This window comes from Serratia sp. YWN4, assembly GCF_055790845.1.
Genome location: NZ_CM147696.1, coordinates 4690619 through 4715207, shown reverse-complemented (window position 1 = coordinate 4715207; position 24589 = coordinate 4690619). Strand labels below are relative to the sequence as shown.

At 53.7% G+C, this 24589-nt stretch carries 21 protein-coding genes and 1 other annotated feature; of the genes, 14 read left to right on the top strand and 7 right to left on the bottom strand.

Annotated elements, in window-relative coordinates; all coding sequences use genetic code 11:
• Positions 1 to 23: 23 nt before the first annotated feature.
• Positions 24 to 2753, bottom strand: a complete 2730-nt coding sequence (locus tag ACX9GT_RS21750; protein ID WP_473188669.1) for a cation-transporting P-type ATPase — start codon at positions 2751 to 2753, stop codon at positions 24 to 26.
• A gap of 516 nt (positions 2754 to 3269) precedes the next feature.
• Between ACX9GT_RS21750 and sltY the strand changes: the two genes are divergently transcribed.
• Positions 3270 to 5189 carry a murein transglycosylase gene (gene sltY / locus ACX9GT_RS21745; RefSeq protein ID WP_473188668.1) on the top strand — a complete coding sequence of 640 codons (1920 nt, stop codon included), beginning with the start codon at positions 3270 to 3272 and terminating at the stop codon, positions 5187 to 5189.
• Between the two features lie 90 nt (positions 5190 to 5279).
• Positions 5280 to 5609 (top strand): trp operon repressor, encoded by a 330-nt coding sequence (gene trpR, locus ACX9GT_RS21740; protein ID WP_473188667.1) that lies wholly within the window; start codon positions 5280 to 5282, stop codon positions 5607 to 5609.
• A 15-nt stretch (positions 5610 to 5624) separates the two neighbouring features.
• Here trpR and yjjX read toward each other — a convergent pair whose 3' ends face one another.
• Positions 5625 to 6167, bottom strand: a complete 543-nt coding sequence (gene yjjX / locus ACX9GT_RS21735) for an inosine/xanthosine triphosphatase (RefSeq protein WP_473188666.1) — start codon at positions 6165 to 6167, stop codon at positions 5625 to 5627.
• 101 nt (positions 6168 to 6268) lie between these two features.
• On the opposite strand from yjjX, the gene gpmB reads away from it, so the two are divergent.
• Positions 6269 to 6916 (top strand): 2,3-diphosphoglycerate-dependent phosphoglycerate mutase GpmB, encoded by a 648-nt coding sequence (gpmB, locus tag ACX9GT_RS21730; protein ID WP_473188665.1) that lies wholly within the window; start codon positions 6269 to 6271, stop codon positions 6914 to 6916.
• Here the strand turns inward: gpmB and robA are convergent.
• The gene (gene robA / locus ACX9GT_RS21725) at positions 6913 to 7782 is read right to left on the bottom strand and encodes an MDR efflux pump AcrAB transcriptional activator RobA (RefSeq protein ID WP_473188664.1); all 870 of its coding nucleotides are present in this window, start codon (positions 7780 to 7782) and stop codon (positions 6913 to 6915) included. The genes gpmB and robA overlap by 4 nt on opposite strands.
• Before the next feature lie 333 nt (positions 7783 to 8115).
• On the opposite strand from robA, the gene creA reads away from it, so the two are divergent.
• On the top strand, positions 8116 to 8595 hold the full coding sequence (creA, locus tag ACX9GT_RS21720) for a protein CreA (protein ID WP_473188663.1): 480 nt from the start codon (positions 8116 to 8118) through the stop codon (positions 8593 to 8595).
• 49 nt (positions 8596 to 8644) lie between these two features.
• On the opposite strand, the gene arcA is transcribed toward creA, so the two are convergent.
• The gene (gene arcA, locus ACX9GT_RS21715; RefSeq protein ID WP_024483588.1) at positions 8645 to 9361 is read right to left on the bottom strand and encodes a two-component system response regulator ArcA; all 717 of its coding nucleotides are present in this window, start codon (positions 9359 to 9361) and stop codon (positions 8645 to 8647) included.
• A gap of 76 nt (positions 9362 to 9437) precedes the next feature.
• Here arcA and yjjY point away from each other — a divergent pair, with 76 nt between their 5' ends.
• From yjjY to thrC, 6 genes are all read left to right on the top strand, one after another.
• A complete protein-coding gene (gene yjjY / locus ACX9GT_RS21710) occupies positions 9438 to 9605 on the top strand; it encodes a YjjY family protein (protein WP_473191663.1) in 168 nt (55 codons plus the stop codon).
• A gap of 386 nt (positions 9606 to 9991) precedes the next feature.
• Positions 9992 to 10678: a tRNA/rRNA methyltransferase gene (locus tag ACX9GT_RS21705; protein WP_473191662.1), complete on the top strand. Its 687-nt coding sequence runs from the start codon at positions 9992 to 9994 to the stop codon at positions 10676 to 10678.
• Positions 10679 to 10871: 193 nt separating this feature from the next.
• Positions 10872 to 10958 carry a thr operon leader peptide gene (gene thrL, locus ACX9GT_RS21700; protein WP_473191661.1) on the top strand — a complete coding sequence of 29 codons (87 nt, stop codon included), beginning with the start codon at positions 10872 to 10874 and terminating at the stop codon, positions 10956 to 10958.
• Positions 10897 to 11015, top strand: a sequence feature (Thr leader region). Its footprint overlaps the gene before it by 62 nt.
• 25 nt (positions 11016 to 11040) lie before the next feature.
• Entirely contained in the window at positions 11041 to 13500 is a 2460-nt protein-coding gene (thrA, locus tag ACX9GT_RS21695) for a bifunctional aspartate kinase/homoserine dehydrogenase I (RefSeq protein ID WP_473188662.1), read from the top strand.
• A 1-nt stretch (position 13501) separates the two neighbouring features.
• Positions 13502 to 14431: a homoserine kinase gene (thrB, locus tag ACX9GT_RS21690; RefSeq protein WP_473188661.1), complete on the top strand. Its 930-nt coding sequence runs from the start codon at positions 13502 to 13504 to the stop codon at positions 14429 to 14431.
• Positions 14432 to 14434: 3 nt separating this feature from the next.
• A complete protein-coding gene (thrC, locus tag ACX9GT_RS21685) occupies positions 14435 to 15724 on the top strand; it encodes a threonine synthase (RefSeq protein ID WP_473188660.1) in 1290 nt (429 codons plus the stop codon).
• A 56-nt stretch (positions 15725 to 15780) separates the two neighbouring features.
• On the opposite strand, the gene yaaA is transcribed toward thrC, so the two are convergent.
• Together yaaA and ACX9GT_RS21675 are read right to left on the bottom strand one after the other, a co-directional pair.
• On the bottom strand, positions 15781 to 16554 hold the full coding sequence (gene yaaA, locus ACX9GT_RS21680) for a peroxide stress protein YaaA (protein WP_473188659.1): 774 nt from the start codon (positions 16552 to 16554) through the stop codon (positions 15781 to 15783).
• Between the two features lie 100 nt (positions 16555 to 16654).
• Positions 16655 to 18088: an alanine/glycine:cation symporter family protein gene (locus ACX9GT_RS21675; protein WP_473188658.1), complete on the bottom strand. Its 1434-nt coding sequence runs from the start codon at positions 18086 to 18088 to the stop codon at positions 16655 to 16657.
• 381 nt (positions 18089 to 18469) lie between these two features.
• Here ACX9GT_RS21675 and tal point away from each other — a divergent pair, with 381 nt between their 5' ends.
• The 3 genes from tal to ACX9GT_RS21660 all read left to right on the top strand — a co-directional run bounded on the left by tal (position 18470) and on the right by ACX9GT_RS21660 (position 21559).
• A complete protein-coding gene (tal, locus tag ACX9GT_RS21670) occupies positions 18470 to 19423 on the top strand; it encodes a transaldolase (RefSeq protein ID WP_473188657.1) in 954 nt (317 codons plus the stop codon).
• Between the two features lie 135 nt (positions 19424 to 19558).
• Positions 19559 to 20146 carry a molybdopterin adenylyltransferase gene (mog, locus tag ACX9GT_RS21665; RefSeq protein WP_473188656.1) on the top strand — a complete coding sequence of 196 codons (588 nt, stop codon included), beginning with the start codon at positions 19559 to 19561 and terminating at the stop codon, positions 20144 to 20146.
• A gap of 126 nt (positions 20147 to 20272) precedes the next feature.
• Positions 20273 to 21559 carry an MFS transporter gene (locus ACX9GT_RS21660; protein WP_473188655.1) on the top strand — a complete coding sequence of 429 codons (1287 nt, stop codon included), beginning with the start codon at positions 20273 to 20275 and terminating at the stop codon, positions 21557 to 21559.
• A gap of 77 nt (positions 21560 to 21636) precedes the next feature.
• Here the strand turns inward: ACX9GT_RS21660 and satP are convergent, their stop codons facing one another.
• Positions 21637 to 22236 carry an acetate uptake transporter gene (satP, locus tag ACX9GT_RS21655; RefSeq protein ID WP_473188654.1) on the bottom strand — a complete coding sequence of 200 codons (600 nt, stop codon included), beginning with the start codon at positions 22234 to 22236 and terminating at the stop codon, positions 21637 to 21639.
• Between the two features lie 408 nt (positions 22237 to 22644).
• On the opposite strand from satP, the gene dnaK reads away from it, so the two are divergent.
• Positions 22645 to 24558 (top strand): molecular chaperone DnaK, encoded by a 1914-nt coding sequence (gene dnaK, locus ACX9GT_RS21650; protein ID WP_459401233.1) that lies wholly within the window; start codon positions 22645 to 22647, stop codon positions 24556 to 24558.
• The last annotated feature ends 31 nt before the right edge of the window (positions 24559 to 24589 follow it).

The following is a 24589-nucleotide window of genomic DNA, read 5'->3' as shown; positions in this document are numbered from 1 at the left end:
CTGGGGATAAATTTATGCAGGGATTAGGCCGCTTTTTTGCAGTTCGCCCTGATGCGGACGATAACCCACTTCTCAACTTCCACAATCAGGAACAGGGCAATAGCAATCAGCAGCGTGATGCCCCAATAGAACAGCGGCAGCGGTGCGGTGCCAAACAGCGAGTTCATGAATGGCAGATAGATGATGGCCATCTGCAACAGCAGCAGCACGCCGCTCACCAGCCACAGGCCTTTGTTCATAAACACCTGACGGTTCAGCGGGAAGCGATCGGCGGTGCGGCAGTTGAACATATAAACCCACTGCGCGGTCACCAGCGTTTGCAGCAGCACGGTACGAATGAACTCGCTGCTGTAGCCGCGTGGTGCCATCCAGGCTTCCAGTATGAAGGCGCTGATGGCGATCAGAATACCGACAAAGGCAATACGCCAGATGGCGTGCAGATCCAGTACGTGGCTACCCGGTACGCGCGGTTTGCGGTGCATCAGCCCTTTTTCAGCCGGTTCATATGCCAGGCCGAACGACAGGGTGGTGGAGGTGGCCATGTTCATCCACAGGATCTGGATCGGGGTTAATGGCAGTATCGCACCGGCCAGAATGGCGATGATGATCAGCAAACCCTGCGCCAGGTTGGTGGGGAGCACAAACAGGATGGTTTTCTTCAGGTTGTCATACACTCGGCGGCCTTCTTTCACCGCGCTGGCAATGGTGGCGAAGTTATCGTCGGTCAATACCATGTCTGCGGCTTCTTTGGTGACCTCGGTGCCTTTGATCCCCATGGCGATACCGACATCGGCCTGTTTCAGCGCTGGCGCGTCGTTAACGCCATCGCCGGTCATGCCGACCACTTCACCCTTGTTCTGCAAGGCTTTCACCAGGCGCAGTTTGTGTTCCGGGCTGGTGCGGGCAAAGATGTCGTAATGCACGGCGGCTTCTGCCAGCGCCTTATCATCCATGTGCTCCAACTGGTTGCCGGTAATGGAATCCTGACTGTTACCGATACCGAGCATGGCACCGATGGCCATGGCGGTTGTCTGGTGGTCGCCAGTGATCATTTTCACGCGGATACCGGCCTGCTGGCATTCGGCGATCGCCGCAATCGCTTCAGGGCGAGGCGGATCCATCACCCCGGCGATGCCGATAAACACCATCTGCTGGCGGATATCGTCATGATCCAGTTCCACCTCTTCATCTGGCGTGGTTTTGCTGGCGGCAGCTACCATGCGCAAGCCCTGCTCAGCAAAGCGCGACATCTCTTTTTCCCAGTAGTCGCGGCGGAACGGTTTGATGCCGGATTCGGTCAGCTCCAACTCGCACAGCGAGAACAGCACATCAGGGGCACCGGTGAGGAACACCTGATTTTTGCCAGCCACCTGGCTGCGCACCGCCATATATTTGTAGCTGGAGTCGAACGGGATTTTCGCTAGTTGACGGGTTTCACCAATCGCCAGTTCGGCTTTCATCGCCAACACTTTCAGTGCACCTTCGGTCGGGCTGCCGGTGATGATCCAGCGGCCGCTGTCATCCTGCTTCACTTGGCTGTCGTTACACAGGGTGATGGCGGTAATGAACTGTGCCAGCGCGGGAATATCCTGCACTCGCGCCTGTTTGTCGCTGTCGGCGAAGAAAATGCCGCCGGTGGGCTGGTAGCTTTCGCCTTCTACGCGGAAGGCATGGTCGGCCATGATGACGTTTTTCGCCGTCATTTCGTTCATGGTCAGGGTGCCAGTTTTGTCCGAGCAGATCACCGTCATCGAACCCAGGGTTTCTACCGTCGGCAATTTGCGGATAATGGCACGGTTGCGCGCCATCGCCTGTACGCCCAGCGACAGGATGATCGAGATAATGGCCGGTAAACCTTCCGGTACCGAAGCCACAGCCAGGCTGATTAATGCCAGCAGCAGTTCACCGATCGGCATATCGCGCAGCGCTAAGGCAAACAGACCCAGCAGCACCATCATCACCAGGATCAGAATAAAGATCCCTTTACCCAGACGATCCATCTGTTGCAGCAGCGGCGTGCGCTGGGTTTCAACGGTGGAAATCATCTCGCTGATGTGGCCGAGCTCGGTGTGGCCGCCGGTGGCGATCACCACGCCTTTGGCATTCCCGGCGCTGATGGTGGTGCCGGAGAACAGCAGGTTGGTGCGATCGCCAATCATCACTTCTTCATTGATGGCATCGGTTTGCTTGGAGACGACGGTCGATTCGCCGGTCAGGATCGCTTCTTCCACTTGCAGGTTGTGCGATTCCAGCAGCCGCAGGTCGGCGGGGATTTTGTCACCAGGGCGCAGCAACACCATATCGCCGGGCACCAGATCTTCGGCATTCACCGTATGGTTAATCCCGTCACGCACCACAATCGCCTGGCTGGAAAGCATATTCCGAATGCCTTTCAGCGATTTCTCCGCGCTGTTTTCCTGTACGAAGCCGATCAGGGCGTTGATGACGGCCACGCCAAGAATCACTACGGTATCGATCCAGTGGCCCATTACGGCCTTAAGAAAGGCGGCGGCCAGCAGGATATAAATCAGCACGTCTTTGAAATGGGCAATAAAGCGTATGAAGGCGCTTTTCCCCGCCTTTTCAGGCAACGCATTCGGGCCGAATTTTGCCAGGCGCGCGGCAGCTTCTTGCTCACTCAGCCCTTCAGGCTGGCTGTTTAAATGCTGAAGAGTTTCTTCGATATCATACTGATACCATGCTTTCTCCGGTGTAATGGGAGCATGGTGCTCATGGGGGGTATGTGTTGGCATTTAACGCCTCTCCTAAAAGTAAATTAACTCTGTATTCCCACTTGCGTCGGCAGCCCTTTTGCCGGGGTTGATATCCATGGTTTTACTGTCATACAGGCGTGAATGTTGATAATTTTCAATAACCCTGTGGGTAAGTCATTGGCCGCATGATAGTAAGTAATCGAGAACTTAGGTTTTTGATCTGGGATAATAAAATCAAATTAATAGCCAATGTTTCATTATGTGCGTGAATGCTTGTGTTTTTACGTCTGTTTACTGTCATTTTGTGTATAAAAAAACAAGCTGCCAGCAAAGAAAACTATAGAACATCCCGAATATTGTGTGATGAAAAAAGTTGAGATAATTACCTGAGTTATCAAGATCTCAATGCGAAACAAGGCGAAATACGCTGTGGCAGTAAACTTCTTATAATCTAATGAATGGATATAGGTTTCTGCTGTCTATGATAAATATCAGGTGCTGCTGAACGTGGTGCAGAGCTTCTTGGCAAGACAACCCAGTGAGGAAAGAGTAAGTATGGACAAATGGCGGCTTTTGGCATTAAGCCTGTGCCTCACAGCATTTTCTGGTGCAGCATTGGCAGACTCTTTGGATGCCCAGCGTCAGCGTTACCTGCAAATCAAGCAGGCTTGGGACAGTAATCAGCAGGACGTGGTGCAGCAACTGATGCCAGCGCTGCAAGATTATCCGCTGTATCCGTATCTGGAATATCGCCAGCTAACGCAGGATCTCGCTACCGCCAGCGTTGCGCAGGTGAGCCAATTCTTGCAGAAGAACCCAACGTTGCCGCCAGCCCAATCGCTGTCTGCCCGCTTTGTCAATGAACTGGCAAGCCGTGAGGATTGGCGCACGCTGCTGGCGTTCAGCCCGCAGGCACCAAAACCGGTGGCTGCACGCTGTAATTACTATTACGCCAAGTGGGTGACCGGCGATCAGCAGGCTGCCTGGAGCGGTGCAGATGAGATTTGGCTGAGCGGTAAAACTTTGCCGGGTTCCTGTGACAAGCTGTTCGGTGTCTGGCAGGCGGCCGGTAAGCAAACGCCGCTGAATACCCTGGCGCGTATGAAACTGGCGTTGGCCGAGGGTAACAGTAGCCTAGTGAATTACCTGTATCGCCAGTTGCCTGCCAGTGAGCAGACCATGGGCGATGTCTTGGTGCGCCTGCAAAACGATCCGGCCACGGTGGAATCTTTTGCCCGCAGCGTTGGCCCAACCGATTTTACCCGCTCGGCTACCAGCATCGTTTTCGCCCGCTTGGCGCGTCAGGATGCGGAAAATGCCCGGGCGATGATCCCGACCCTGGCCCGCCTGCAGAAGATGAGTGATAGCGAGAAGCTGGAACTGGAAGAGGCGGTGGCCTGGCGGTTGATGGGCAGCGATGCCACGTTTGAGCAGACTCAGTGGCGCGATCGGGTGATCCTGCGTAGCCAGTCTCCTGCGTTGCTGGAGCGCCGGGTGCGTATGGCGCTGGGCGATGGCGATCGTGCTGGGCTGAAAACCTGGTTGGCACGTTTACCGGAAGAGTCCCGCAATAAAGACGAATGGCGTTACTGGCGTGCCAGTGAATTGATTGATGAAGGTAAGCGCAGTGAAGGGGAGCAGATACTGCGCAGCTTGATGAATGAGCGCGGTTTTTATCCGATGGTGGCGGCGCAAAAACTGAATGTGCCTTATCCGGTGAGGGTGTTGGTAGCCACCAAACCCGACGCGTCTTTGGTGAATGGCCCGGAAATTGCCCGCGTACGTGAATTGATGTACTGGAATATGGATAACCTGGCGCGCAATGAATGGAGTTCGTTTGTTGCCAGCCGCACCCGCGCTGAGCAGGAAGCCTTGGCACGTTATGCTTTTGAACAGAAATGGGCCGATCTTAGCGTGCAGGCCACCATCGTCGCCAAGCTGTGGGATCATCTGGAGGAGCGTTTCCCGATGGCTTGGTCGCAGGAATTCCACCGTGCTACCGAGGATAAAGGCATTACGCCAAGCTATGCCATGGCGATTGCCCGTCAGGAAAGCGCTTGGAACCCGAAGGCCCAGTCGCCGGTTGGCGCGACAGGATTGATGCAGGTGATGCCGCGTACCGCTCAGCATACGGTGGAGATGTACAGCATTCCGGGCTACTCCAGCCCGAGCCAACTGTTTGATCCTCAAACCAACATCAACATTGGCACCAGCTATCTCGAATCGGTTTACCAGCAATTTGGCCGCAACCGTATTCTGTCCTCGGCGGCTTATAATGCTGGTCCATCGCGGGTGAACACCTGGTTGGGCAACACCGATGGCCGCGTTGATGCGGTGGCGTTTGTGGAAAGTATTCCGTTCTCGGAAACCCGCTCTTACGTGAAGAACGTTTTGGCTTACGACGCGTTTTACCGCTACTTCATGCATCGCCCGGCGAAGGTGCTGACCGATGCCGAGTGGCAACGGCGCTATTAATGTTGAAGGTACGGCCCTGCTGGCCTGAATTTTGCTGGCCAGTGGGGATATGGTATGCTGCTGTACTAGTTAAATAGTATGGTGGCTGCCATGACGCAATTATCACTTAACGACCCCGCTCTTGCAGAACAAGGCCATGACGATTGGCTGCGCTTTGTGGCGCTGTTGCAGAGTTCGTTCACCCAAGACTTACACCAACAACTGATGCAACTGCTGCTGACAGCGGACGAACGGACCGCATTAGGGACGCGCGTGCGGATCATTCAGGAATTGATGCGCGGCGAAATGAGCCAGCGTGAGCTGAAGAATGAACTGGGCGCAGGGATTGCCACCATTACCCGCGGTTCGAACAGCCTTAAAGCGGCATCTCCGGCGTTGAAGCAGTGGTTGGATCAGCAGTTGCTGGGCGATGCACAGTAGCATCACCCCAGCGGATCATTTATGCGGTGTATTGCTAGCGTAGTGGCGATAAATCGGGTTGTGGAATGGCACCAGAGCCAACAGCAATGCCTGATGGTAAACGCTGGTGCGGCTCAGCCTGCCATCGGTGAAAATGCCGATCGCCCCCCCTTGACGCTTAATCTCGGTATTACCGGTCAACTCCGTCATTTCACTGCCCAGTTCGCGGCCAGCGCGAATTCCCTGTAAAATAGCTTCTGGCAGCATCAGGCTGGCAGAGCGCGATTCACCACGGGTTTGCGGGTTTTCTATGGTCATCCAGGCGAAGGTCATGTTCTCTTCGATCCCGGCTTCTACGCCAACCCAAAAGTCGGCTTCTGGCCGCACCTGCCGAGCTTCCATCACCCGTTGCCGTGCGCCGGTGCGAGTTTCGACATTGCCTATCGGTTGCAGTGAGACACCGCTGGCGACGTCCACAGATTCGATACGGCACTGGCCTGCACCAAAGGTATCTTCAAAGGCCAGTTGAATAGCCTTGATCTTTGCCGGGTTGGTAGTTGCAGCGATAACATGGTACATAACGGGTTTAATATCCTTCTATCTAGTACGCTAGGCGTTAGTATCAGTGGCCGCCGGGCGCAGATAAACTCAAGTTTCACGCAGTATAACGGAAAACAAACATGTTACAGGTATACCTTGTTCGCCATGGCGAAACGGAATGGAACGCGGCCCGCCGTATTCAAGGCCAGTCCGACAGCCCGTTGACCGCCAAGGGTGAATATCAGGCACAACAGGTTGCCAAGCGCGTGCGCCTTGAAGGCATTACGCACGTGATTACCAGCGATCTGGGCCGTACCCGTCGCACCGCACAAATTATTGCACAGGCGTGTGGTTGTGACGTGATTAACGACGTTCGATTGCGTGAACTGCATATGGGCGTTCTGGAGGAGCGCCTGATCGACAGCCTGACACCGCAGGAAGAACAGTGGCGTAAACAGATGGTCGATGGTACTGCCGATGCCCGAATCCCTCAAGGTGAATCCATGGCGGAGTTAGGCGCGCGAGTACGTGCCGCGCTGGAAAGCTGCTTGAGCTTGCCAAAAGGCAGCAAGCCGCTGATTGTCAGCCACGGTATCGCACTGGGTTGCCTGATTAGCACGGTGCTGGGGTTGCCCGCCTATGCCGAACGTCGCCTGCGTTTGCGCAACTGTTCGCTGTCACGCGTTGACTATCAGCAAAGCCCGTGGCTGGCTTCTGGTTGGATCGTAGAAACCGCAGGCGATGTCTCGCACCTGGACATGCCTGCGTTGGACGAACTACAGCGTTAACGCCGGATCGGGATCAGGTAATCACACTTGATCTCGGTCGGTGCCTGAGGTGGCCTACGGTCACCTTGCGGATAAAAACGCTCAATATCATGCCCTTTGCGGCGCGTCAGTTCGAGCGCTGGCAGGCAGGTGCCATACAGCATCAGGATAAAATCCTGTAGCCCTGAACTTGGCCCCTGATAGTTGAACATGGCATATTCGCCGCCCTGCAATACCATCGGCTGGCCTTCCTGAACGTTGGCCGGGACGTGATGCGGTTCCAGTGCGGTGGTGTACAGCACTTCTTGCTCGTCGTCCCTTTCCTGGCTTGGCCGTGAATGGTGCAGGCCGTACAGCACCGGTGGCAAAGTTTTTGCCTCACCCAGATACTGACGCCAGAATTGCGCGCGCAGTTCGTTACGGAAGTTGGAAATCTGTTCCAGGGTGCAGGAGTAGCTCTGCGTCAGGCCAATCAGGTGCTGTTCTGGCAGGGTGATAAACTCCGGCTGTGGCAAGGTAAAGGCTCCCAGCCGTATCGGTGGGCAAATACCAAAGGCGCTCCAGTCTTCAGCGCGACGATACAGGGCTGGCGTTTGCGCAAACTGCTTCTTGAACGCGCGGGTAAACGTCTGCTGCGAGTCGAAGCGATATTGTAAGGCAATGTCCAGAATGGGGCGGCTGGTTAAGCGCAATGCGACGGCGGCTTTGGATAATCTCCTGGCGCGGATGTAAGCGCCGATGGCGTTACCGGTGATATCTTTGAACATCCGTTGCAGATGCCATTTAGAGTAGCCCGCTTTTGCTGCCACGTTGTCCAGTGACAAAGGTTGGTCCAAATGGCTTTCCAGCCAGCTAAGCAGATCACGAATGATACCGGCTTGATCCATAGATCTTCCTCGTAGAGCTGTAGGGTCGGAACCCGAACGATTTAATTTATCACGCTGGTACCTGATGCTAACTGACTTATCCATCAATCAGTTGCATTGCACCTCTCTATGCGCCGGGCGACTACTGGGGGAGGGATACATTAACAGGCATAAAGAAACGACGATGCCGCATAATAGCAACTTTTTTACTCCACGACTCCCAAAGATTTTTTCTCCGCACTGTGCTAAAAATGACAGTTCGGGCCGAGAAAATCCCTCTTCTGTGACTTAAAACATAAGCGTTCTTAATTACCGCCCCGTTTTCCCTTAGGCTGTTCTCTTGGAGTTAAGTGAATGAAAAAAGGATGGATATTTTTGTTTGGCCTGGTTTGCGCAACCATTAGCAGTGCGCAGGCAGAACAGGTGGGCTCAGTCGATACGGTATTTAAACTGTTTGGTCCAGACCATAAAATTGTGGTTGAAGCGTTCGATGATCCTGATGTTAAAAATGTAACCTGTTATATCAGCCGGGCAAAAACCGGTGGGTTAAAAGGCGGGCTCGGGCTGGCGGAAGATACCTCGGATGCCGCGATTTCCTGCCAGCAGGTTGGGCCGATCGTGTTGAATGACAAGATCAAAAATGGCAAATCAGAAGGCACGGTGGTGTTCCAGAAACGGACTTCGCTGGTGTTTAAAAAGCTGCAAGTGGTGCGTTTTTATGATGCCAAACGTAACGCGCTGGTTTATTTGACCTACTCGGACAAAGTGATTGACGGTTCACCGAAGAATGCCTTGAGCGCGGTGCCTATCATCCCTTGGGGTGAAGCCAAATAAAACAAAAGGGGTTCAGCATGCTGAACCCCAGGGTAAACCGTTGTGGAAGTTATTCTTCCAGATCGCCGCAGAAGCGGTAACCTTCACCATGAATGGTGGCAATGATTTCCGGTGTATCCGGCGTGGATTCGAAGTGTTTACGAATACGGCGGATAGTCACGTCGACGGTACGATCGTGCGGCTTCAATTCGCGGCCGGTCATCTTCTTCAGCAACTCACCACGGGATTGGATCTTGCCCGGGTTTTCACAGAAGTGCAGCATGGCGCGGAATTCGCTGCGCGGCAGCTTGTATTGCTCGCCTGCCGGGCCGATCAGTGAACGGCTGTTGATGTCCAGTTCCCAACCATTGAATTTGTAGCTTTCAACCAGTTTGCGTTCTTCGCCGACGCTACCCAGATTCATGGTACGTGACAGCAAGTTACGCGCCCGGATAGTCAGCTCGCGTGGGTTGAACGGCTTAGTGATGTAATCATCGGCACCAATTTCCAGGCCAAGGATTTTATCTACTTCGTTATCACGGCCAGTCAGGAACATTAACGCTACGCTGGCTTGCTCACGCAGTTCGCGTGCCAGCAGTAAACCGTTTTTGCCCGGCAGGTTGATATCCATGATAACCAGGTTGATATCATTTTCAGACAGGATGTTGTGCATTTCTGCACCGTCATTGGCTTCATGAACAATGTAGCCTTCCGCCTCGAAAATGCTCTTCAGGGTGTTACGAGTGACTAACTCGTCTTCGACAATCAGAATGTGCGGGGTCTGCATATTTGCTACCTAAAATTGCCAACAAAATAGAAAATAGGAAGTACAGAAGTCTTTGTGTTCTTCGTGGAGGGCAGAGATACCGCTCACGTTCCCTCATGACCAAACGACTAAAGTACGTAAACTCGTTCTTGATGCACTTTCCATCAATGTCAACAAGATCGCTAGCTTGCAGGAGACGCTATTACCAGCATCCCCAAATGATGCCAAAACGGCGCATATCCTAACCCTATTAACAGCAATATAACAGTGCGTGCCGAATTCATCACCCAACAAAACTACGCTTTGTTGACATATATCAAATTCAATTCTAGCACGTTAACAGATTTGTGAAAAACACTTACAGAAATGCAAGCTTAAGACACAGATCAACAAATTCTGTGAACGATTCAGCATTGTAATAGCCAATGCGTTACAATCGTTGGTTAACTGAGAGTTGGAAATTTTTAATTATTTGATTAATAGAAAAATTAAGAGATATCTCGTGGATATAAGGTTTTCGTCTTAATTATGCTTCCAAAGCTCTATTTACTCATATTATTGGGGGTGATAAATTGTGTTAACTAATTGTAAATATAATCAGGTCACCCCCAACAGTCAAAGAACTATTTTTACTTTTTTGCTGGAGTAATGATGCAGTTTCATATCGTGTTAGTGGCTCCGGCACGGCCGGAAAACGTGGGCGCAGCGGCGCGAGCGATGAAAACTATGGGGTTTAACTCATTGCGCATTGTTGATAGCGAGGCCCATTTGCAGCCAGCAGCGCGCTGGGTGGCGCACGGTGCCGGTGATATTCTGGATGCCGTACAGACGTTCCCTTCTTTGCAGCAGGCGCTGGCTGACGTGGATTTTACCGTCGCCACCACCGCTCGCAGCCGCGCTCGTTTTCATTACTACTGCACACCGCAGCAACTGACCGGGCAATTGATCGAGCGCCAGCAGTGGGTGCAGCAGGCTGCATTGGTGTTTGGCCGCGAAGATTCGGGCCTGACCAATGAAGAGCTGGAACTGGCAGACTTGTTGACCGGTGTACCGATGATCGCCGATTACCCTTCGCTTAATCTCGGCCAAGCGGTGATGGTGTATTGCTACCAGCTTGCGGAACTGATGAAGATCAGCGCTCCGCAGGAACCTTCTGCCAATGCCGGGCAACTGAAGGCATTGCGTCAGCGAGCCGATCGTTTATTGAGCACCCTTGAGGTTAGCGATGACCAAAAGTTGCGCGATTGGCTCCATCAGCGGCTTGGCGTATTACAGCAGCGCGATATCGTGATGTTGCATACGTTGCTGCATGATATTGAAAAAAAATTGATAAAGTAATGCTAATGTTATTCTTTGATAATCCAGTTTAATTCACTATGGATTTGGCTTTTTATTGATTTTTTATTCTGTTATTTGGTTTTTAGTCTGTTTCATTGCGCAGATCCCAGTTTGAGCATTAAATAAGCAGGTTGAAGAAATAATTTGACTTGGGAAAGTGATTGCTTTAACCAATAGAGGGGACAAGATTCTAATGAGACAGACAGACCAAATGCGATATATCAGCCTGAACACCACAATTATTACCACCACCGATACCACAGGTAACGGGGCGGGCTGACGCGCACAGGAAACAGAAGAAAAAAGCCCGCACCTAACCAGTGCGGGCTTTTTTTTCGTCATAAATTCAGGAGATAAAGTAAATGCGAGTGTTGAAATTTGGTGGAACCTCGGTAGCGAACGCAGAACGTTTTCTGCGCGTTGCCGATATCGTGGAGAATAACGCGCGTCAGGGACAGGTGGCCACGGTATTGTCCGCACCCGCCAAGATCACCAATCACTTGGTGGCGATGATTGAGAAAACGGTGGCAGGACAGGACATTCAGCCAAACATGAGCGACGCAGAGCGTATCTTTGCTGAGTTGCTGAGCGGTTTAGCCAAGGCATTGCCGGGCTTTGAATACGATCGCCTGAAAGCGTTAGTCGAGCAGGAGTTCGCGCAACTGAAACAGGTGCTGCACGGCGTGGCGTTGCTGGGGCAGTGCCCGGACGGTGTTAACGCCGCCATCATCTGCCGCGGCGAAAAGCTTTCTATTGCCATCATGGAAGGGGTATTCAAAGCCAAGGGCTATCCGGTCACCGTGATCAACCCGGTGGAGAAACTGCTCGCGCAGGGTAATTACCTGGAATCTACCGTCGATATCGCCGTGTCTACGCAGCGCATCGCTGCCGCTGCTATTCCGGCGGATCACATCGTGCTGATGGCCGGTTTCACCGCCGGTAATGACAAAGGCGAACTGGTGGTGCTGGGGCGTAATGGTTCCGACTATTCTGCCGCCGTACTGGCCGCCTGCCTGCGTGCGGATTGCTGTGAGATCTGGACCGATGTCGATGGGGTTTATACCTGCGATCCACGCACCGTGCCGGACGCCAGATTGCTGAAATCGATGTCGTATCAGGAAGCGATGGAGCTTTCTTACTTCGGCGCCAAAGTGCTTCACCCGCGTACCATCACCCCGATTGCCCAGTTCCAAATCCCTTGCCTGATTAAAAACACCGCCAATCCACAAGCTCCCGGTACTTTGATCGGTGGCGAAAGCGTGGATCACGACATGCCGGTGAAGGGGATCACCAACCTGAACAATATGGCGATGATCAACGTTTCTGGCCCTGGCATGAAAGGGATGGTAGGCATGGCGGCGCGGGTGTTTGCCGTGATGTCGCGGGCGCGCATCTCCGTGGTGCTGATCACCCAGTCCTCTTCCGAATACAGCATCAGCTTCTGCGTGCCGCAGAGCGAGCTACAGCGCGCACGTCGTGCACTGGAAGAGGAATTCTATCTGGAGCTGAAAGACGGCGTACTGGAGCCGCTGGACGTGATGGAACGCCTGGCGATCATCTCGGTGGTGGGCGATGGTATGCGTACCTTGCGCGGTATCTCTGCACGTTTCTTCTCGGCACTGGCACGCGCCAACATCAATATTGTCGCTATCGCTCAGGGCTCTTCCGAGCGCTCCATCTCCGTAGTGGTCAGCAATGATTCTGCTACCACCGGGGTGCGTGTCAGCCACCAGATGCTGTTCAACACCGATCAGGTGATCGAAGTGTTTGTGATCGGCGTCGGCGGCGTGGGTGGGGCGTTGATCGAACAGATTTACCGTCAGCAGCCATGGCTGAAGCAGAAACATATCGATCTGCGCGTCTGCGGTATCGCCAACTCGCGCGCAATGCTGACCAACGTACACGGTATTTCACTGGAAAGCTGGCGCGATGAGCTGGGCAGCGCGCAGGAGCCGTTCAACCTTGGCCGCCTGATCCGCCTGGTGAAAGAGTACCATCTGCTGAACCCGGTGATCGTCGACTGTACTTCCAGCCAGGCGGTGGCCGATCAGTATGCCGATTTCCTCGCCGATGGTTTCCACGTGGTGACGCCAAACAAGAAGGCCAACACCTCGTCAATGAACTATTACCAGCAACTGCGCACCGCCGCTGCGGGTTCACGCCGCAAGTTCCTGTATGACACCAACGTGGGTGCGGGTCTGCCGGTGATCGAGAACTTGCAGAACCTGCTCAACGCTGGTGATGAACTGACGCGTTTCTCCGGTATTCTGTCGGGCTCATTGTCGTTTATCTTTGGCAAGCTGGATGAAGGCATGTCGCTGTCGGCGGCTACCCTGAAGGCCAAGGCGAACGGCTACACTGAGCCGGATCCACGTGACGATCTTTCCGGCATGGATGTGGCACGCAAGCTGCTGATTCTGGCGCGTGAAGCGGGTTATGCGTTCGAACTGAGCGACATCGAGGTCGAGTCGGTGTTGCCAGCGTCCTTTGATGCGTCGGGCGACGTTGAGACTTTCCTGGCTCGCTTGCCGGAGCTGGATGCTGAATTCGGCCGTCGCGTGGCCGCTGCCGCCGAGCAAGGCAAGGTGCTGCGCTATGTGGGGGTGATCGAAGAGGGCCGCTGCCAGGTGCGTATTGATGCGGTAGATGACAACGATCCGTTGTATAAAGTGAAGAACGGCGAGAACGCCCTGGCCTTCTACAGCCGTTATTATCAACCACTGCCGCTGGTGCTGCGCGGTTATGGGGCGGGTAATGATGTGACGGCGGCAGGGGTATTTGCCGATCTGTTGCGCACACTGTCATGGAAGCTGGGAGTTTAATATGGTTAAGGTGTATGCACCGGCCTCAATTGGTAACGTCAGCGTCGGGTTCGACGTTCTGGGGGCTGCGGTTTCCCCCATTGACGGTTCGTTGCTGGGCGATTGCGTCAGCGTAGAAGCGGCCTCCCGCTTCAGCCTGGAAAATGCCGGGCGCTTTGTCAGCAAGCTGCCAACGGATCCGAAAGAGAACATCGTCTACCAGTGCTGGGAGCGTTTCTGCCAGGAAATTGGCCGTGAAATACCGGTAGCGATGCGGCTGGAGAAGAACATGCCGATCGGTTCAGGGCTGGGTTCCAGCGCCTGTTCGGTGGTGGCTGGTCTGATGGCGATGAACGAGTTCTGCGAACGCCCGTTGGATAACATGCAGTTGCTGGCGTTGATGGGCGAGCTGGAAGGGCGTATTTCTGGCAGCGTGCATTACGACAACGTTGCGCCGTGCTATCTCGGCGGCCTGCAACTGATGCTGGAAGAAGAAGGCAATATCTGCCAGGAAGTGCCCTGCTTTAAAGAGTGGCTGTGGGTGATGGCTTACCCTGGTATCAAAGTCTCCACCGCTGAAGCACGCGCTATTTTGCCTGCGCAGTATCGTCGTCAGGACTGTATCAGCCATGGCCGCTATCTGGCGGGCTTTATTCATGCTTGCCACACGCAGCAGCCGCGCCTGGCCGCCAAGCTGATGCAGGATGTGATTGCTGAACCTTACCGTACCCGTCTGCTGCCGGGCTTTGCCGAAGCGCGCAAAGCCTCGCAGGATATCGGCGCGCTGGCCTGTGGTATTTCCGGTTCCGGCCCGACGCTGTTCGCAATCTGCGATGACGGCGCTACCGCGCAACGTATGGCTGATTGGCTGACTAACCACTATCTGCAAAACGACGAAGGTTTTGTTCATATTTGCCGTCTGGATACCACCGGCGCTCGACTATTGGGATAACGCATGAAACTGTATAACCTTAAAGACCACAATGAGCAGGTCAGCTTCGCACAGGCGATCAAGCAGGGGCTGGGCAAACAACAAGGCTTGTTTTTCCCGCTGGAATTGCCCGAGTTTGAGCTGACCGAGATCGATCACCTGCTGGAGATGGATTTCGTCACCCGCAGCACCAAGATCCTGTCGGCTTTTATTGGCGATGAGATCGGCGAAGCTGCGCTGTATCAGCGCGTAAAAGCCGCCTTTGCCTTCCCGGCACCGGTAGCACCGGTTGAGAGCGATGTGGCTTGCCTGGAGCTGTTCCACGGCCCGACGCTGGCGTTCAAAGATTTCGGCGGTCGTTTTATGGCGCAGATGCTGGCAGAAGTGGCGGGCGATCAGCCGGTGACCATTCTGACCGCGACGTCTGGCGATACCGGTGCCGCCGTGGCTCATGCCTTCTACGGGCTGAAAAACGTGCGGGTGGTGATCCTGTATCCGCAGGGCAAGATCAGTCCGTTGCAGGAAAAACTGTTCTGTACTCTGGGCGGCAACATTCACACCGTGGCGATCGAGGGCGACTTCGATGCCTGTCAGGCGTTGGTCAAACAGGCGTTTGACGATCAGGAACTGAAAGACGCGGTGCATCTGAACTCGGCCAACTCGATCAACATCAGCCGTCTGCTGGCGCAAATCTGTTACTACTTTGAAGCGGTAGCGCAATTGCCGCAGGAAGCCCGCAATCAACTGGTGGTTTCGGTGCCGAGCGGCAACTTTGGCGATCTGACCGCTGGGCTGTTGGCGAAATCCTTAGGGCTGCCGGTGAAGCGCTTTATTGCTGCCACCAATGCCAACGATACCGTGCCGCGTTTCCTGAGTAACGGTGAATGGCAGCCGCACGCCACCGTGGCGACGCTGTCCAATGCCATGGATGTCAGCCAGCCAAACAACTGGCCGCGCGTGGAAGAACTGTTCCGCCGCAAAATCTGGCAGCTCAAAGAATTGGGTCACGCTGCGGTGAGCGATGAAACCACCAAAGACACCATGAAAGAGCTGGCGGCGCTGGGTTATCTTTCCGAACCACACGCGGCGATCGCTTACCGTGCGTTGCGCGATCAACTGAAAGACGGGGAGTTCGGCCTGTTCCTGGGCACGGCGCACCCGGCCAAGTTCAAAGAGAGTGTCGAAGCGATCCTGGATCAGGAATTACCGTTGCCAGAAGCATTGGCGGCGCGTGCCAATCTGCCGCTGCTGTCGCATCACATGTCGGCTGATTTTGCCAGACTGCGTCAGTTCCTGATGACCTTACCGGCCTGATGGGGGGCGCTCAGCGCCCCTTGTGCTACCTAAAAGCCGCTTGCTGACAGGCGGCTTTATTGTTCCGGGCGTTTGAACACCAGTTCGTTACCCGCAGAAGCTGCTTCGTCAAAGGCATAACCTTCCAGATCGAAATCAACCAGTTGTTCACTTTTGGTCAGCCGATTTTTGATGATAAAGCGGCTCATCAGCCCACGCGCTTTTTTGGCATAGAAACTGATCACTTTATACTTGCCGTTTTTCTCATCGAGGAATACCGGTTTGATCAATGAGCCATGCAATTTGGCCGGTTTTACCGATTTGAAGTATTCGTCAGAAGCCAGGTTAACAATGACATCATCACCTTGCTGCTTGAGCGCTTCGTTCAGTTTCTTGGTGATCTGCTCGCCCCAGAAACTGTACAGATCCTTGCCTTTCGGGTTTTCCAGTTTGATACCCATTTCCAGGCGATAAGGCATCATCAGATCTAACGGCCGCAGCACGCCATATAAGCCGGAAAGCATACGCAGATGCTGTTGTGCAAAGTCGAAATCGTCTTCGCTGAAATCCTGTGCCTGTAGCCCGGTATAAACATCGCCTTTAAACGCCAGCAAAGCCTGGCGGGCATTCTCTGGGGTGAATTCAGGTTGCCATTCACTGAAACGTGCGGCATTCAGCCCGGCGAGTTTATCGCTGATGCTCATCAGGCTGGCAATTTGCGCGGGCGTCAGTTTACGGCAGAGGTTGATAAGCGCTTTCGATTTATCCAGCAGCTCAGGTTGCGTAAAACGTTCGGTCGCCAGCGGGCTTGTGTAGTCTAGGGTCTTGGCGGGTGAAATAATAACGAGCATGGCCACATCCTGTTTATCAAAGAACCGATACTGTAGCAAAAAGCACGGCAGAAGGGATGAATGGCTGTAATAGGGCGCACTGAACGCACGCCCTCAAGGTTTAGCGTGGTTTTTTGCGCTCCCAGATGCCGGGTTCTAGCTGGGCGTTCAACTCGGGGTAATAACTCGCATCGAAGGTCGGTAATCTGCCGATCGAACGCTGGTGGTTGTAATCCTTGGTCAGCTTGAAGGCAACACCAGACAACAACAGGATCGCCGTCAGATTGGTGATGGCCATCAGCGCCATGGAGATATCCGCCAGGCGCCATACCACCGGTAGCTCTGCCATCGAACCGAACATCACCATGCCTAAGGATGCGCAACGGAAAATCAGCAAGCCAGCCGGATGATTATGCTCGAGAAAGATCAGATTGCTTTCGGCATAGGCGTAATTGGCGATGATCGAGGTAAAGGCAAAGAAGAAAATGGCCACCGCGACAAAAGATGCGCCCCAGGCGCCCACCGCGCTGGTCAGCGCCCGCTGGGTCAGGTCAATGCCGCTGATATTGCCAGACGAATGATCCAGGATGCCGGAAGCCAGAATAATGGCGGCGGTCGCGCTGCAAATCACGATGGTGTCGACAAACACGCCGAGCATTTGCACATAACCCTGTGACGCCGGATGTGGAGGGTACGGGGTAGCGGAGGCGGCCACATTGGGGGCGGAACCCATACCGGCCTCATTGGAGAACAACCCCCGTTGGATACCTTGGGTCATTGCTTGGGAAATGCCATAGCCGATAGCTCCTGCTGCCGCCTCTTGTAGGCCGAAGGCGCTTTTGAAAATCAACGCCAGAATCGCCGGCATATGCTCAATGTTATGAGCGATGATCCATAACGCCAGCAGCAGATAGACGACCGCCATCAGCGGAACCACCTTTTCAGCTACGCGGGCGATCGAACGAATACCGCCGAAGATCACAATGCCACTCAGAATGGCCAGAGCGATACCCACATGCATAGGCTTGAAATTAAAGGCAACGGCGCTGGCCTGGGCAATAGAGTTGGCCTGTACGGCATTGAACACCAAACCAAAGGCGATGATCAGAAAGACGGAGAACAGCACTCCCATCCAACGCATGCCCAGCCCTTTTTCCATGTAGTAGGCAGGGCCGCCACGGTAGTTGCCGTTATCGTCTTTGGTTTTGTATAACTGGGCCAAGGTGCTTTCAATGAAAGAGGTCGCCATACCGATAAAGGCCACCACCCACATCCAGAAGATGGCCCCGGGGCCACCGGCGGTGAGGGCGATCGCGACACCGGTCAGGTTGCCGGTGCCGACACGCGCGGCCAGCGACGTGCAGAGCGCCTGGAAAGAGGAGATACCGGCGCTATCGCTTTTGGTACTGTTTTTCAGCACGGAAAACATATGGCCGAAGTGGCGAATCTGAATGAAACGGGTAGATAAAGTGAAATAAATACCAACACCCAGTAGCAAATAGATGAGTACCGATTTCCAGAGGATATTACTGATAAAGTTGATTAGATCCGTCACAGATCTCTCCTTGTTAAGCTCTACAGCGCATGGCGCTCCATTTACTCAAGGTGAAAAGGTATTTGGCCAAATCTTACAATAAGTTAGCTAAAGTCGCTTTGATGCCATTGGGGTGAGAGTTTTCTTAGGTTGTAGACATAAATACATCAATTGGCGCGAATTTAACATAATTTTCAGAAGAGAATGTACGGTAATGCCGTCCTGTTTGCTCGTAAATGACGAAGGTTGACCCTGTAAACGGTTGCTTGAACAAGGATGAAACCTCTGCCGCAACGCCGTGATTTTCCAGCCTTGCACCGGGCCTCGCGCATGTTATTATCAGCTCAGGGCATGGTTGAACGATGCCAAAAGTTCATGCACAAACGATGAGATAATGCCAACATGACCGATAAATTAACTTCCCTACGCCAGATTACTACGGTGGTTGCGGATACGGGTGATATCGCTGCAATGAAGCTGTATCAACCGCAAGATGCCACCACTAACCCTTCGCTGATCCTCAATGCAGCCCAAATTCCTGAATACCGCAAACTGATTGATGAAGCTATCGCCTGGGCTCGTGGGCAGAGCAGCGATCGTGGGCAGCAAGTTGCCGACGCGGCAGACAAGCTGGCGGTCAACATCGGTCTGGAAATCCTGAAACTGATCCCAGGCCGTATTTCCACCGAAGTGGATGCGCGCCTGTCTTATGATACCGAAGCCAGCGTGGCCAAGGCTAAGCGCCTGATCAAACTTTATAATGAAGCGGGTATCAGTAACGATCGTATTCTGATCAAACTGGCTTCTACCTGGCAGGGGATCCGCGCGGCGGAACGCCTGGAAAAAGAAGGCATCAACTGTAACCTGACGCTGCTGTTCTCCTTCGCCCAGGCACGTGCCTGCGCCGAAGCCGGTGCCTACCTGATTTCTCCGTTTGTTGGCCGTATCCTCGACTGGTACAAAGCCAATGGCGACAAAAAAGAGTTCGCACCGCATGAAGATCCGGGCGTGGTTTCGGTGACTGAGATCTATCAGTACTACAAGCAGCACGGTTATGAAACCGTGGTGATGGGCGCAAGTTTCCGTAACATCGGTGAAATTATCGAATTGGCCGGTTGTGATCGCCTGACCATTGCTCCTTCATTGCTGAAAGAACTGGCAGAGAGCGAAGGGGCACTGGAGCGTAAACTGTCCTATACCGGTGAGGTAAAGGCGCGTCCTGCATCGCTGACTGAGCCTGAGTTCTACTGGCAGCACAACCAGGATCCAATGGCGGTTGAGAAACTGACCGACGGTATCCGCAAATTTGCCGTAGACCAGGGCAAGCTGGAAAAAATGATCGCCGATCTGCTGTAATTAATGGCAGTTCGCGTGGAAAAAGGTGGCTTAGGCCGCCTTTTTTATATCTGTTTTCCCCGGTGTATACTTTCGAGATGAGTAACAGGGTGGGAGATGAACCCATCTACAGTATTTCAGCGACAGAGGTTAAGCATGGACACATTACGTATTGGTTTGGTTTCTATTTCCGATCGCGCTTCCGGCGGTGTTTATCAGGACAAAGGGATCCCGGCACTGGAGGCTTGGCTGAGCAGTGCGCTGGCCACGCCTTTCGAGCTGGAAACCCGGCTGATCCCCGATGAACAGATGCTGATTGAGCATACCTTGTGTGAACTGGTCGATGAAATGGGCTGCCATCTGGTGCTGACCACTGGCGGAACCGGCCCGGCGCGCCGTGATGTCACCCCTGATGCCACGTTGGAGATCGCCGATCGCGTGATGCCCGGCTTCGGTGAACAAATGCGGCAAATCAGCCTACACTATGTACCAACGGCCATTCTTTCGCGTCAGGTTGGCGTGATCCGTAAACAGGCACTGATCATCAACCTGCCGGGGCAGCCAAAGTCGATTCAGGAAACGCTGGAAGGGGTGAAAGACGAGCAGGGTAAGGTGGTGGTGCATGGGATTTTTGCCAGCGTGCCCTATTGCATCCAACTGCTTGAGGGGCCTTATGTGGAAACCCACGAGGCCGTGGTCGCCGCATTTCGCCCTAAAAATGCGCGCCGCGAGATCAACCTCTAAATTTCAGCTCGCTGCAAAATAGCGTTCAACCGATTTGGTGTGAAAATAGTTTGCCGTTATAGTAAGGATTCGTTTACAGAAAGCCGCTGCGCTTTTTTTCTTCACTGTTTCCTCTGACGGTACCTTATGCACCACGACAATAATCGCCGGTTGAACCGGCAAGACTACAAAACTCTGACCTTGGCGGCCTTGGGCGGTGCGTTAGAGTTCTATGATTTTATCATTTTCGTTTTCTTTGCTGCGGTCATGGGCGAACTGTTCTTCCCGGCGGACATGCCGGAATGGCTGCGCCAGGTGCAAACTTTTGGCATCTTCGCGGCGGGTTATCTGGCCCGCCCGCTGGGTGGCATCATTATGGCGCACTTCGGCGATCTGGTTGGCCGCAAGAAGATGTTCACCTTGAGTATTCTGTTGATGGCGTTACCGACGCTGGCGATGGGGATGCTGCCCACCTATGCAAGCATCGGTATTGCGGCACCGCTGTTACTGCTGCTGATGCGCGTGCTGCAAGGCGCGGCGATCGGTGGGGAAGTGCCGGGGGCATGGGTGTTTGTTGCCGAGCACGTACCGCGCAAGCGCATTGGTTTCGCCTGCGGCACGCTCACTGCGGGTTTAACCGCCGGTATCCTGCTGGGTTCGCTGGTGGCCACCGTCATTAATACCACGCTCAGCCAAGAAGCGATCCTCAACGGTGGCTGGCGTATTCCGTTCTTCCTCGGCGGTATTTTTGGTCTGTTCGCCATGTATCTGCGCCGCTGGTTGCAGGAAACACCGATCTTTATCGAGATGCAGGCGCGTAAAGCGCTGGCGGAAGAGCTGCCGCTCAAATCGGTGATAGTGAATCATAAGAAAGAGGTGGCGGTCTCCATGCTGCTGACCTGGCTGCTGTCGGCCGGGATCGTCGTGGTGATCCTGATGACGCCAACCTATCTGCAAAAACAGTTTGGCATTGCCCCGGCGCTGTCGTTGCAGGCCAACAGTGTGGCGATCGTCATGCTGATTATCGGCTGTATCACCTCAGGTTCGGCGGCCGATCGCTTTGGTGCCAGCAAAACCTTTATCGTCGGCAGTCTGCTGCTCGCCGCCTGTAGTTGGCTGTTTTATCAGACGATAGGAACTCACCCGGAAATGTTGTTTGCGACCTATGCGCTGGTGGGATTCAGCGTGGGGATCGTAGGAGCGGTGCCTTATGTGCTGGTGCGGGCTTTCCCGGCAGAAGTGCGGTTTAGCGGGATCTCATTCTCCTACAATGTGGCCTACGCCATCTTTGGTGGGTTAACTCCGATCTTTGTCACCTTGATCATGAAGTTGACCCCGTTAGCTCCGGCCTACTATGTGCTGGCGTTGTCGATGATTGGTTTGATGTTGGGGATCTACCTGCGTCGCGATCTGAACAGTGAGAACAAGCTCTAGATCACCGGTTCTTGAATGCTAAAAAAGCCCTGTCGTTGCTGCAACGGCAGGGCTTTTTGCTATCAGAGCGTCATTAATTAGGCGGTTGCGGTGACTTGCGCCGCTGGTGAAGCCGTTACGCTGCCAATAGGCAGTACGGTGCGGCCCAACTGTTCGTTAATCACTTCTGCCATTGCCAGATAAATGGCGCTGGCACCACAGATGATCCCTTCATAACCAGCAAAGGTCAGGATGGCGTGGTTACCGGTCATGTTGCCAACGGCCAGCAGGGCAAACAGCAAGGTCAGGCTGGCGAACACGAATTGCAGTGCGCGGTTGGCGCGCAAGGTGCCAAAGAACATGAACAGGGTGAAGACGCCCCACAGCGCCAGATAAATACCGAGCACGTTGGCATCGGTAGGATCCGCCAAACCCATACGTGGCAGCAGCAGGATCCCCACCAGGCTCAGCCAGAAGCAGCCGTAGGACGTGAAAGCGGTCAAACCGAAGGTGTTACCTTTCTTGAATTCAAGAATGCCAGCAAAAATCTGAGCCATGCCACCGAAGAAAATCCCCATGCTGATGATGACGGAGGTCAGTGGAAAAAAGCCTGCATTGTGCAGATTCAGCAAGACGGTAGTCATCCCGAAGCCCATCAGACCCAGAGGGCCTGGATTCGCCAACTTGTTGGTGTGCATATGTCCTCTGTAATAACAGAATATTAACGAAAATGGATATGCCCGCTGTCTTTCAAGCCAGTTGAAATATTTTGGGTATAGGTAAATTTATAGTTGGTCTGAATGGCCGAAAAGCCTCACTTCCATCAGAGCGCGCGGCATCATAATGATCCCCATGAAAGGAAACAATGATCTGACAGGTGGTAAAAACGAAATTTTTTTTACTCAGGCCCTTGATGCTGGTTCGGATGGCCCCATCTTATTGACAACCGCAGTTGCCGACCGCGGATATCCCCAAATTGCCATCTGCCTGTAGTTTGCAAGGTGAAGGGGATAAAACTGGTGTAGCGGGCAGTTGAAAAATGAAGAATCGCCCGCATATAGGTTAGCAACCTGACCGATTATGAATTTATTAGTGGAGATGTTTAGATGGGCAAAATTATTGGTATCGACCTGGGTACTACCAACTCTTGTGTAGCAATTATGGATGGTGGTAAGGCGCGTGTGCTGGAGAACGCCGAAGGCGATCGCACTACACCTTCGATCATCGCATATACCCAGGATGGTGAAATTCTGGTTGGCCAGCCTGCTAAGCGTCAGGCGGTCACTAACCCACAGAATACCCTGTTTGCGATCAAGCGCCTGATTGGCCGTCGCTTCCAGGATGAAGAAGCACAGCGTGACAAAGCGATCATGCCGTACAACATCGTTGCTGCTGATAACGGCGACGCCTGGCTGGAAGTGAAAGGCCAGAAAATGGCACCACCGCAGATTTCTGCTGAAGTGCTGAAAAAAATGAAGAAAACGGCGGAGGATTACCTGGGCGAGCCGGTAACCGAAGCGGTCATTACCGTTCCTGCTTACTTCAACGATGCTCAGCGTCAGGCAACCAAAGACGCGGGCCGTATCGCGGGTCTGGAAGTCAAACGCATCATCAACGAACCAACCGCAGCTGCCCTGGCTTACGGCCTGGACAAAGAAGTGGGTAACCGCACTATCGCGGTATACGATCTGGGTGGTGGTACTTTCGATATCTCTATTATCGAAATCGATGATGTTGATGGCGAAAAAACCTTCGAAGTGCTGGCAACCAACGGGGATACCCACCTGGGTGGTGAAGACTTCGACAGCCGCTTGATTAACTACCTGGTAGAAGAGTTCAAGAAAGATCAGGGCATGGATCTGCGCAACGATCCGTTGGCGATGCAGCGCCTGAAAGAAGCCGCTGAGAAAGCGAAGATCGAACTCTCTTCTGCCCAGCAGACCGACGTTAATCTGCCGTACATCACTGCAGATGGTTCCGGTCCAAAACACATGAACATCAAAGTGACCCGCGCCAAGCTCGAGTCACTGGTAGAAGATCTGGTTGCACGTTCCATCGAGCCGCTGAAAGTGGCACTGAATGACGCAGGCCTGTCGGTTTCCGACATTCAGGATGTGATCCTGGTGGGTGGTCAGACCCGTATGCCAATGGTTCAGAAGAAAGTTGCTGACTTCTTTGGTAAAGAACCGCGTAAAGACGTGAACCCGGACGAAGCGGTGGCCGTAGGTGCTGCGGTTCAGGGCGGCGTGTTGGCCGGTGATGTGAAAGACGTTCTGCTGCTGGATGTGACCCCGCTGTCGCTGGGTATCGAAACCATGGGCAGCGTGATGACGCCGCTGATCACCAAAAACACCACCATCCCGACCAAGCACAGCCAGGTGTTCTCGACCGCCGAAGACAACCAGGCGGCAGTGACCATCCATGTGCTGCAGGGTGAGCGTAAACGCGCTAACGATAACAAGTCACTGGGCCAGTTCAATCTGGACGGCATCCAGGCTGCGCCGCGCGGTATGGCTCAGATCGAAGTGACTTTCGACATCGATGCCGACGGTATTCTGCATGTGTCTGCCAAAGACAAGAACACCGGCCGTGAGCAGAAGATCACCATCAAGGCTTCTTCTGGTCTGAACGAAGAAGAAATCCAGAAAATGGTGCGCGATGCAGAAGTGAACGCTGAAGCAGACCGCAAGTTCGAAGAGCTGGTGCAAACCCGTAACCAGGCGGATCACCTGATCCACGGCACGCGTAAGCAACTGGAAGAAGCGGGCGACAAACTGCCTGCGGAAGACAAAACGGCGATCGAAGCGGCGCTGAAAGATCTGGAAGTGGCTGCGAAAGGCGAAGATAAAGCCGAGATCGAAGCGAAAACCCAGGCTCTGGTGCAGGTTTCTGGCAAACTGCTGGAAATGGCACAAGCTCAGGCGCAGGCACAGGGTGCTGATGCGGGCGCAGACAACGCGGCGAAGAAAGACGACGACGTGGTTGATGCCGAGTTTGAAGAAGTTAAAGACAAAAAATAATCGCCCTTAAGCGGGCACGGTGCGGCCAAAG

What these genes read in the sequence shown, in the direction of transcription:
- ACX9GT_RS21750 (WP_473188669.1), bottom strand. Translation starts at nt 2,753, where the DNA reads ATGCCAACACATACCCCCCATGAGCACCATGCTCCCATTACACCGGAG.
- sltY (WP_473188668.1), top strand. Translation starts at nt 3,270, where the DNA reads ATGGACAAATGGCGGCTTTTGGCATTAAGCCTGTGCCTCACAGCATTT.
- trpR (WP_473188667.1), top strand. Translation starts at nt 5,280, where the DNA reads ATGACGCAATTATCACTTAACGACCCCGCTCTTGCAGAACAAGGCCAT.
- yjjX (WP_473188666.1), bottom strand. Translation starts at nt 6,167, where the DNA reads ATGTACCATGTTATCGCTGCAACTACCAACCCGGCAAAGATCAAGGCT.
- gpmB (WP_473188665.1), top strand. Translation starts at nt 6,269, where the DNA reads ATGTTACAGGTATACCTTGTTCGCCATGGCGAAACGGAATGGAACGCG.
- robA (WP_473188664.1), bottom strand. Translation starts at nt 7,782, where the DNA reads ATGGATCAAGCCGGTATCATTCGTGATCTGCTTAGCTGGCTGGAAAGC.
- creA (WP_473188663.1), top strand. Translation starts at nt 8,116, where the DNA reads ATGAAAAAAGGATGGATATTTTTGTTTGGCCTGGTTTGCGCAACCATT.
- arcA (WP_024483588.1), bottom strand. Translation starts at nt 9,361, where the DNA reads ATGCAGACCCCGCACATTCTGATTGTCGAAGACGAGTTAGTCACTCGT.
- ACX9GT_RS21705 (WP_473191662.1), top strand. Translation starts at nt 9,992, where the DNA reads ATGCAGTTTCATATCGTGTTAGTGGCTCCGGCACGGCCGGAAAACGTG.
- thrL (WP_473191661.1), top strand. Translation starts at nt 10,872, where the DNA reads ATGAGACAGACAGACCAAATGCGATATATCAGCCTGAACACCACAATT.
- thrA (WP_473188662.1), top strand. Translation starts at nt 11,041, where the DNA reads ATGCGAGTGTTGAAATTTGGTGGAACCTCGGTAGCGAACGCAGAACGT.
- thrB (WP_473188661.1), top strand. Translation starts at nt 13,502, where the DNA reads ATGGTTAAGGTGTATGCACCGGCCTCAATTGGTAACGTCAGCGTCGGG.
- thrC (WP_473188660.1), top strand. Translation starts at nt 14,435, where the DNA reads ATGAAACTGTATAACCTTAAAGACCACAATGAGCAGGTCAGCTTCGCA.
- yaaA (WP_473188659.1), bottom strand. Translation starts at nt 16,554, where the DNA reads ATGCTCGTTATTATTTCACCCGCCAAGACCCTAGACTACACAAGCCCG.
- tal (WP_473188657.1), top strand. Translation starts at nt 18,470, where the DNA reads ATGACCGATAAATTAACTTCCCTACGCCAGATTACTACGGTGGTTGCG.
- mog (WP_473188656.1), top strand. Translation starts at nt 19,559, where the DNA reads ATGGACACATTACGTATTGGTTTGGTTTCTATTTCCGATCGCGCTTCC.
- ACX9GT_RS21660 (WP_473188655.1), top strand. Translation starts at nt 20,273, where the DNA reads ATGCACCACGACAATAATCGCCGGTTGAACCGGCAAGACTACAAAACT.
- satP (WP_473188654.1), bottom strand. Translation starts at nt 22,236, where the DNA reads ATGCACACCAACAAGTTGGCGAATCCAGGCCCTCTGGGTCTGATGGGC.
- dnaK (WP_459401233.1), top strand. Translation starts at nt 22,645, where the DNA reads ATGGGCAAAATTATTGGTATCGACCTGGGTACTACCAACTCTTGTGTA.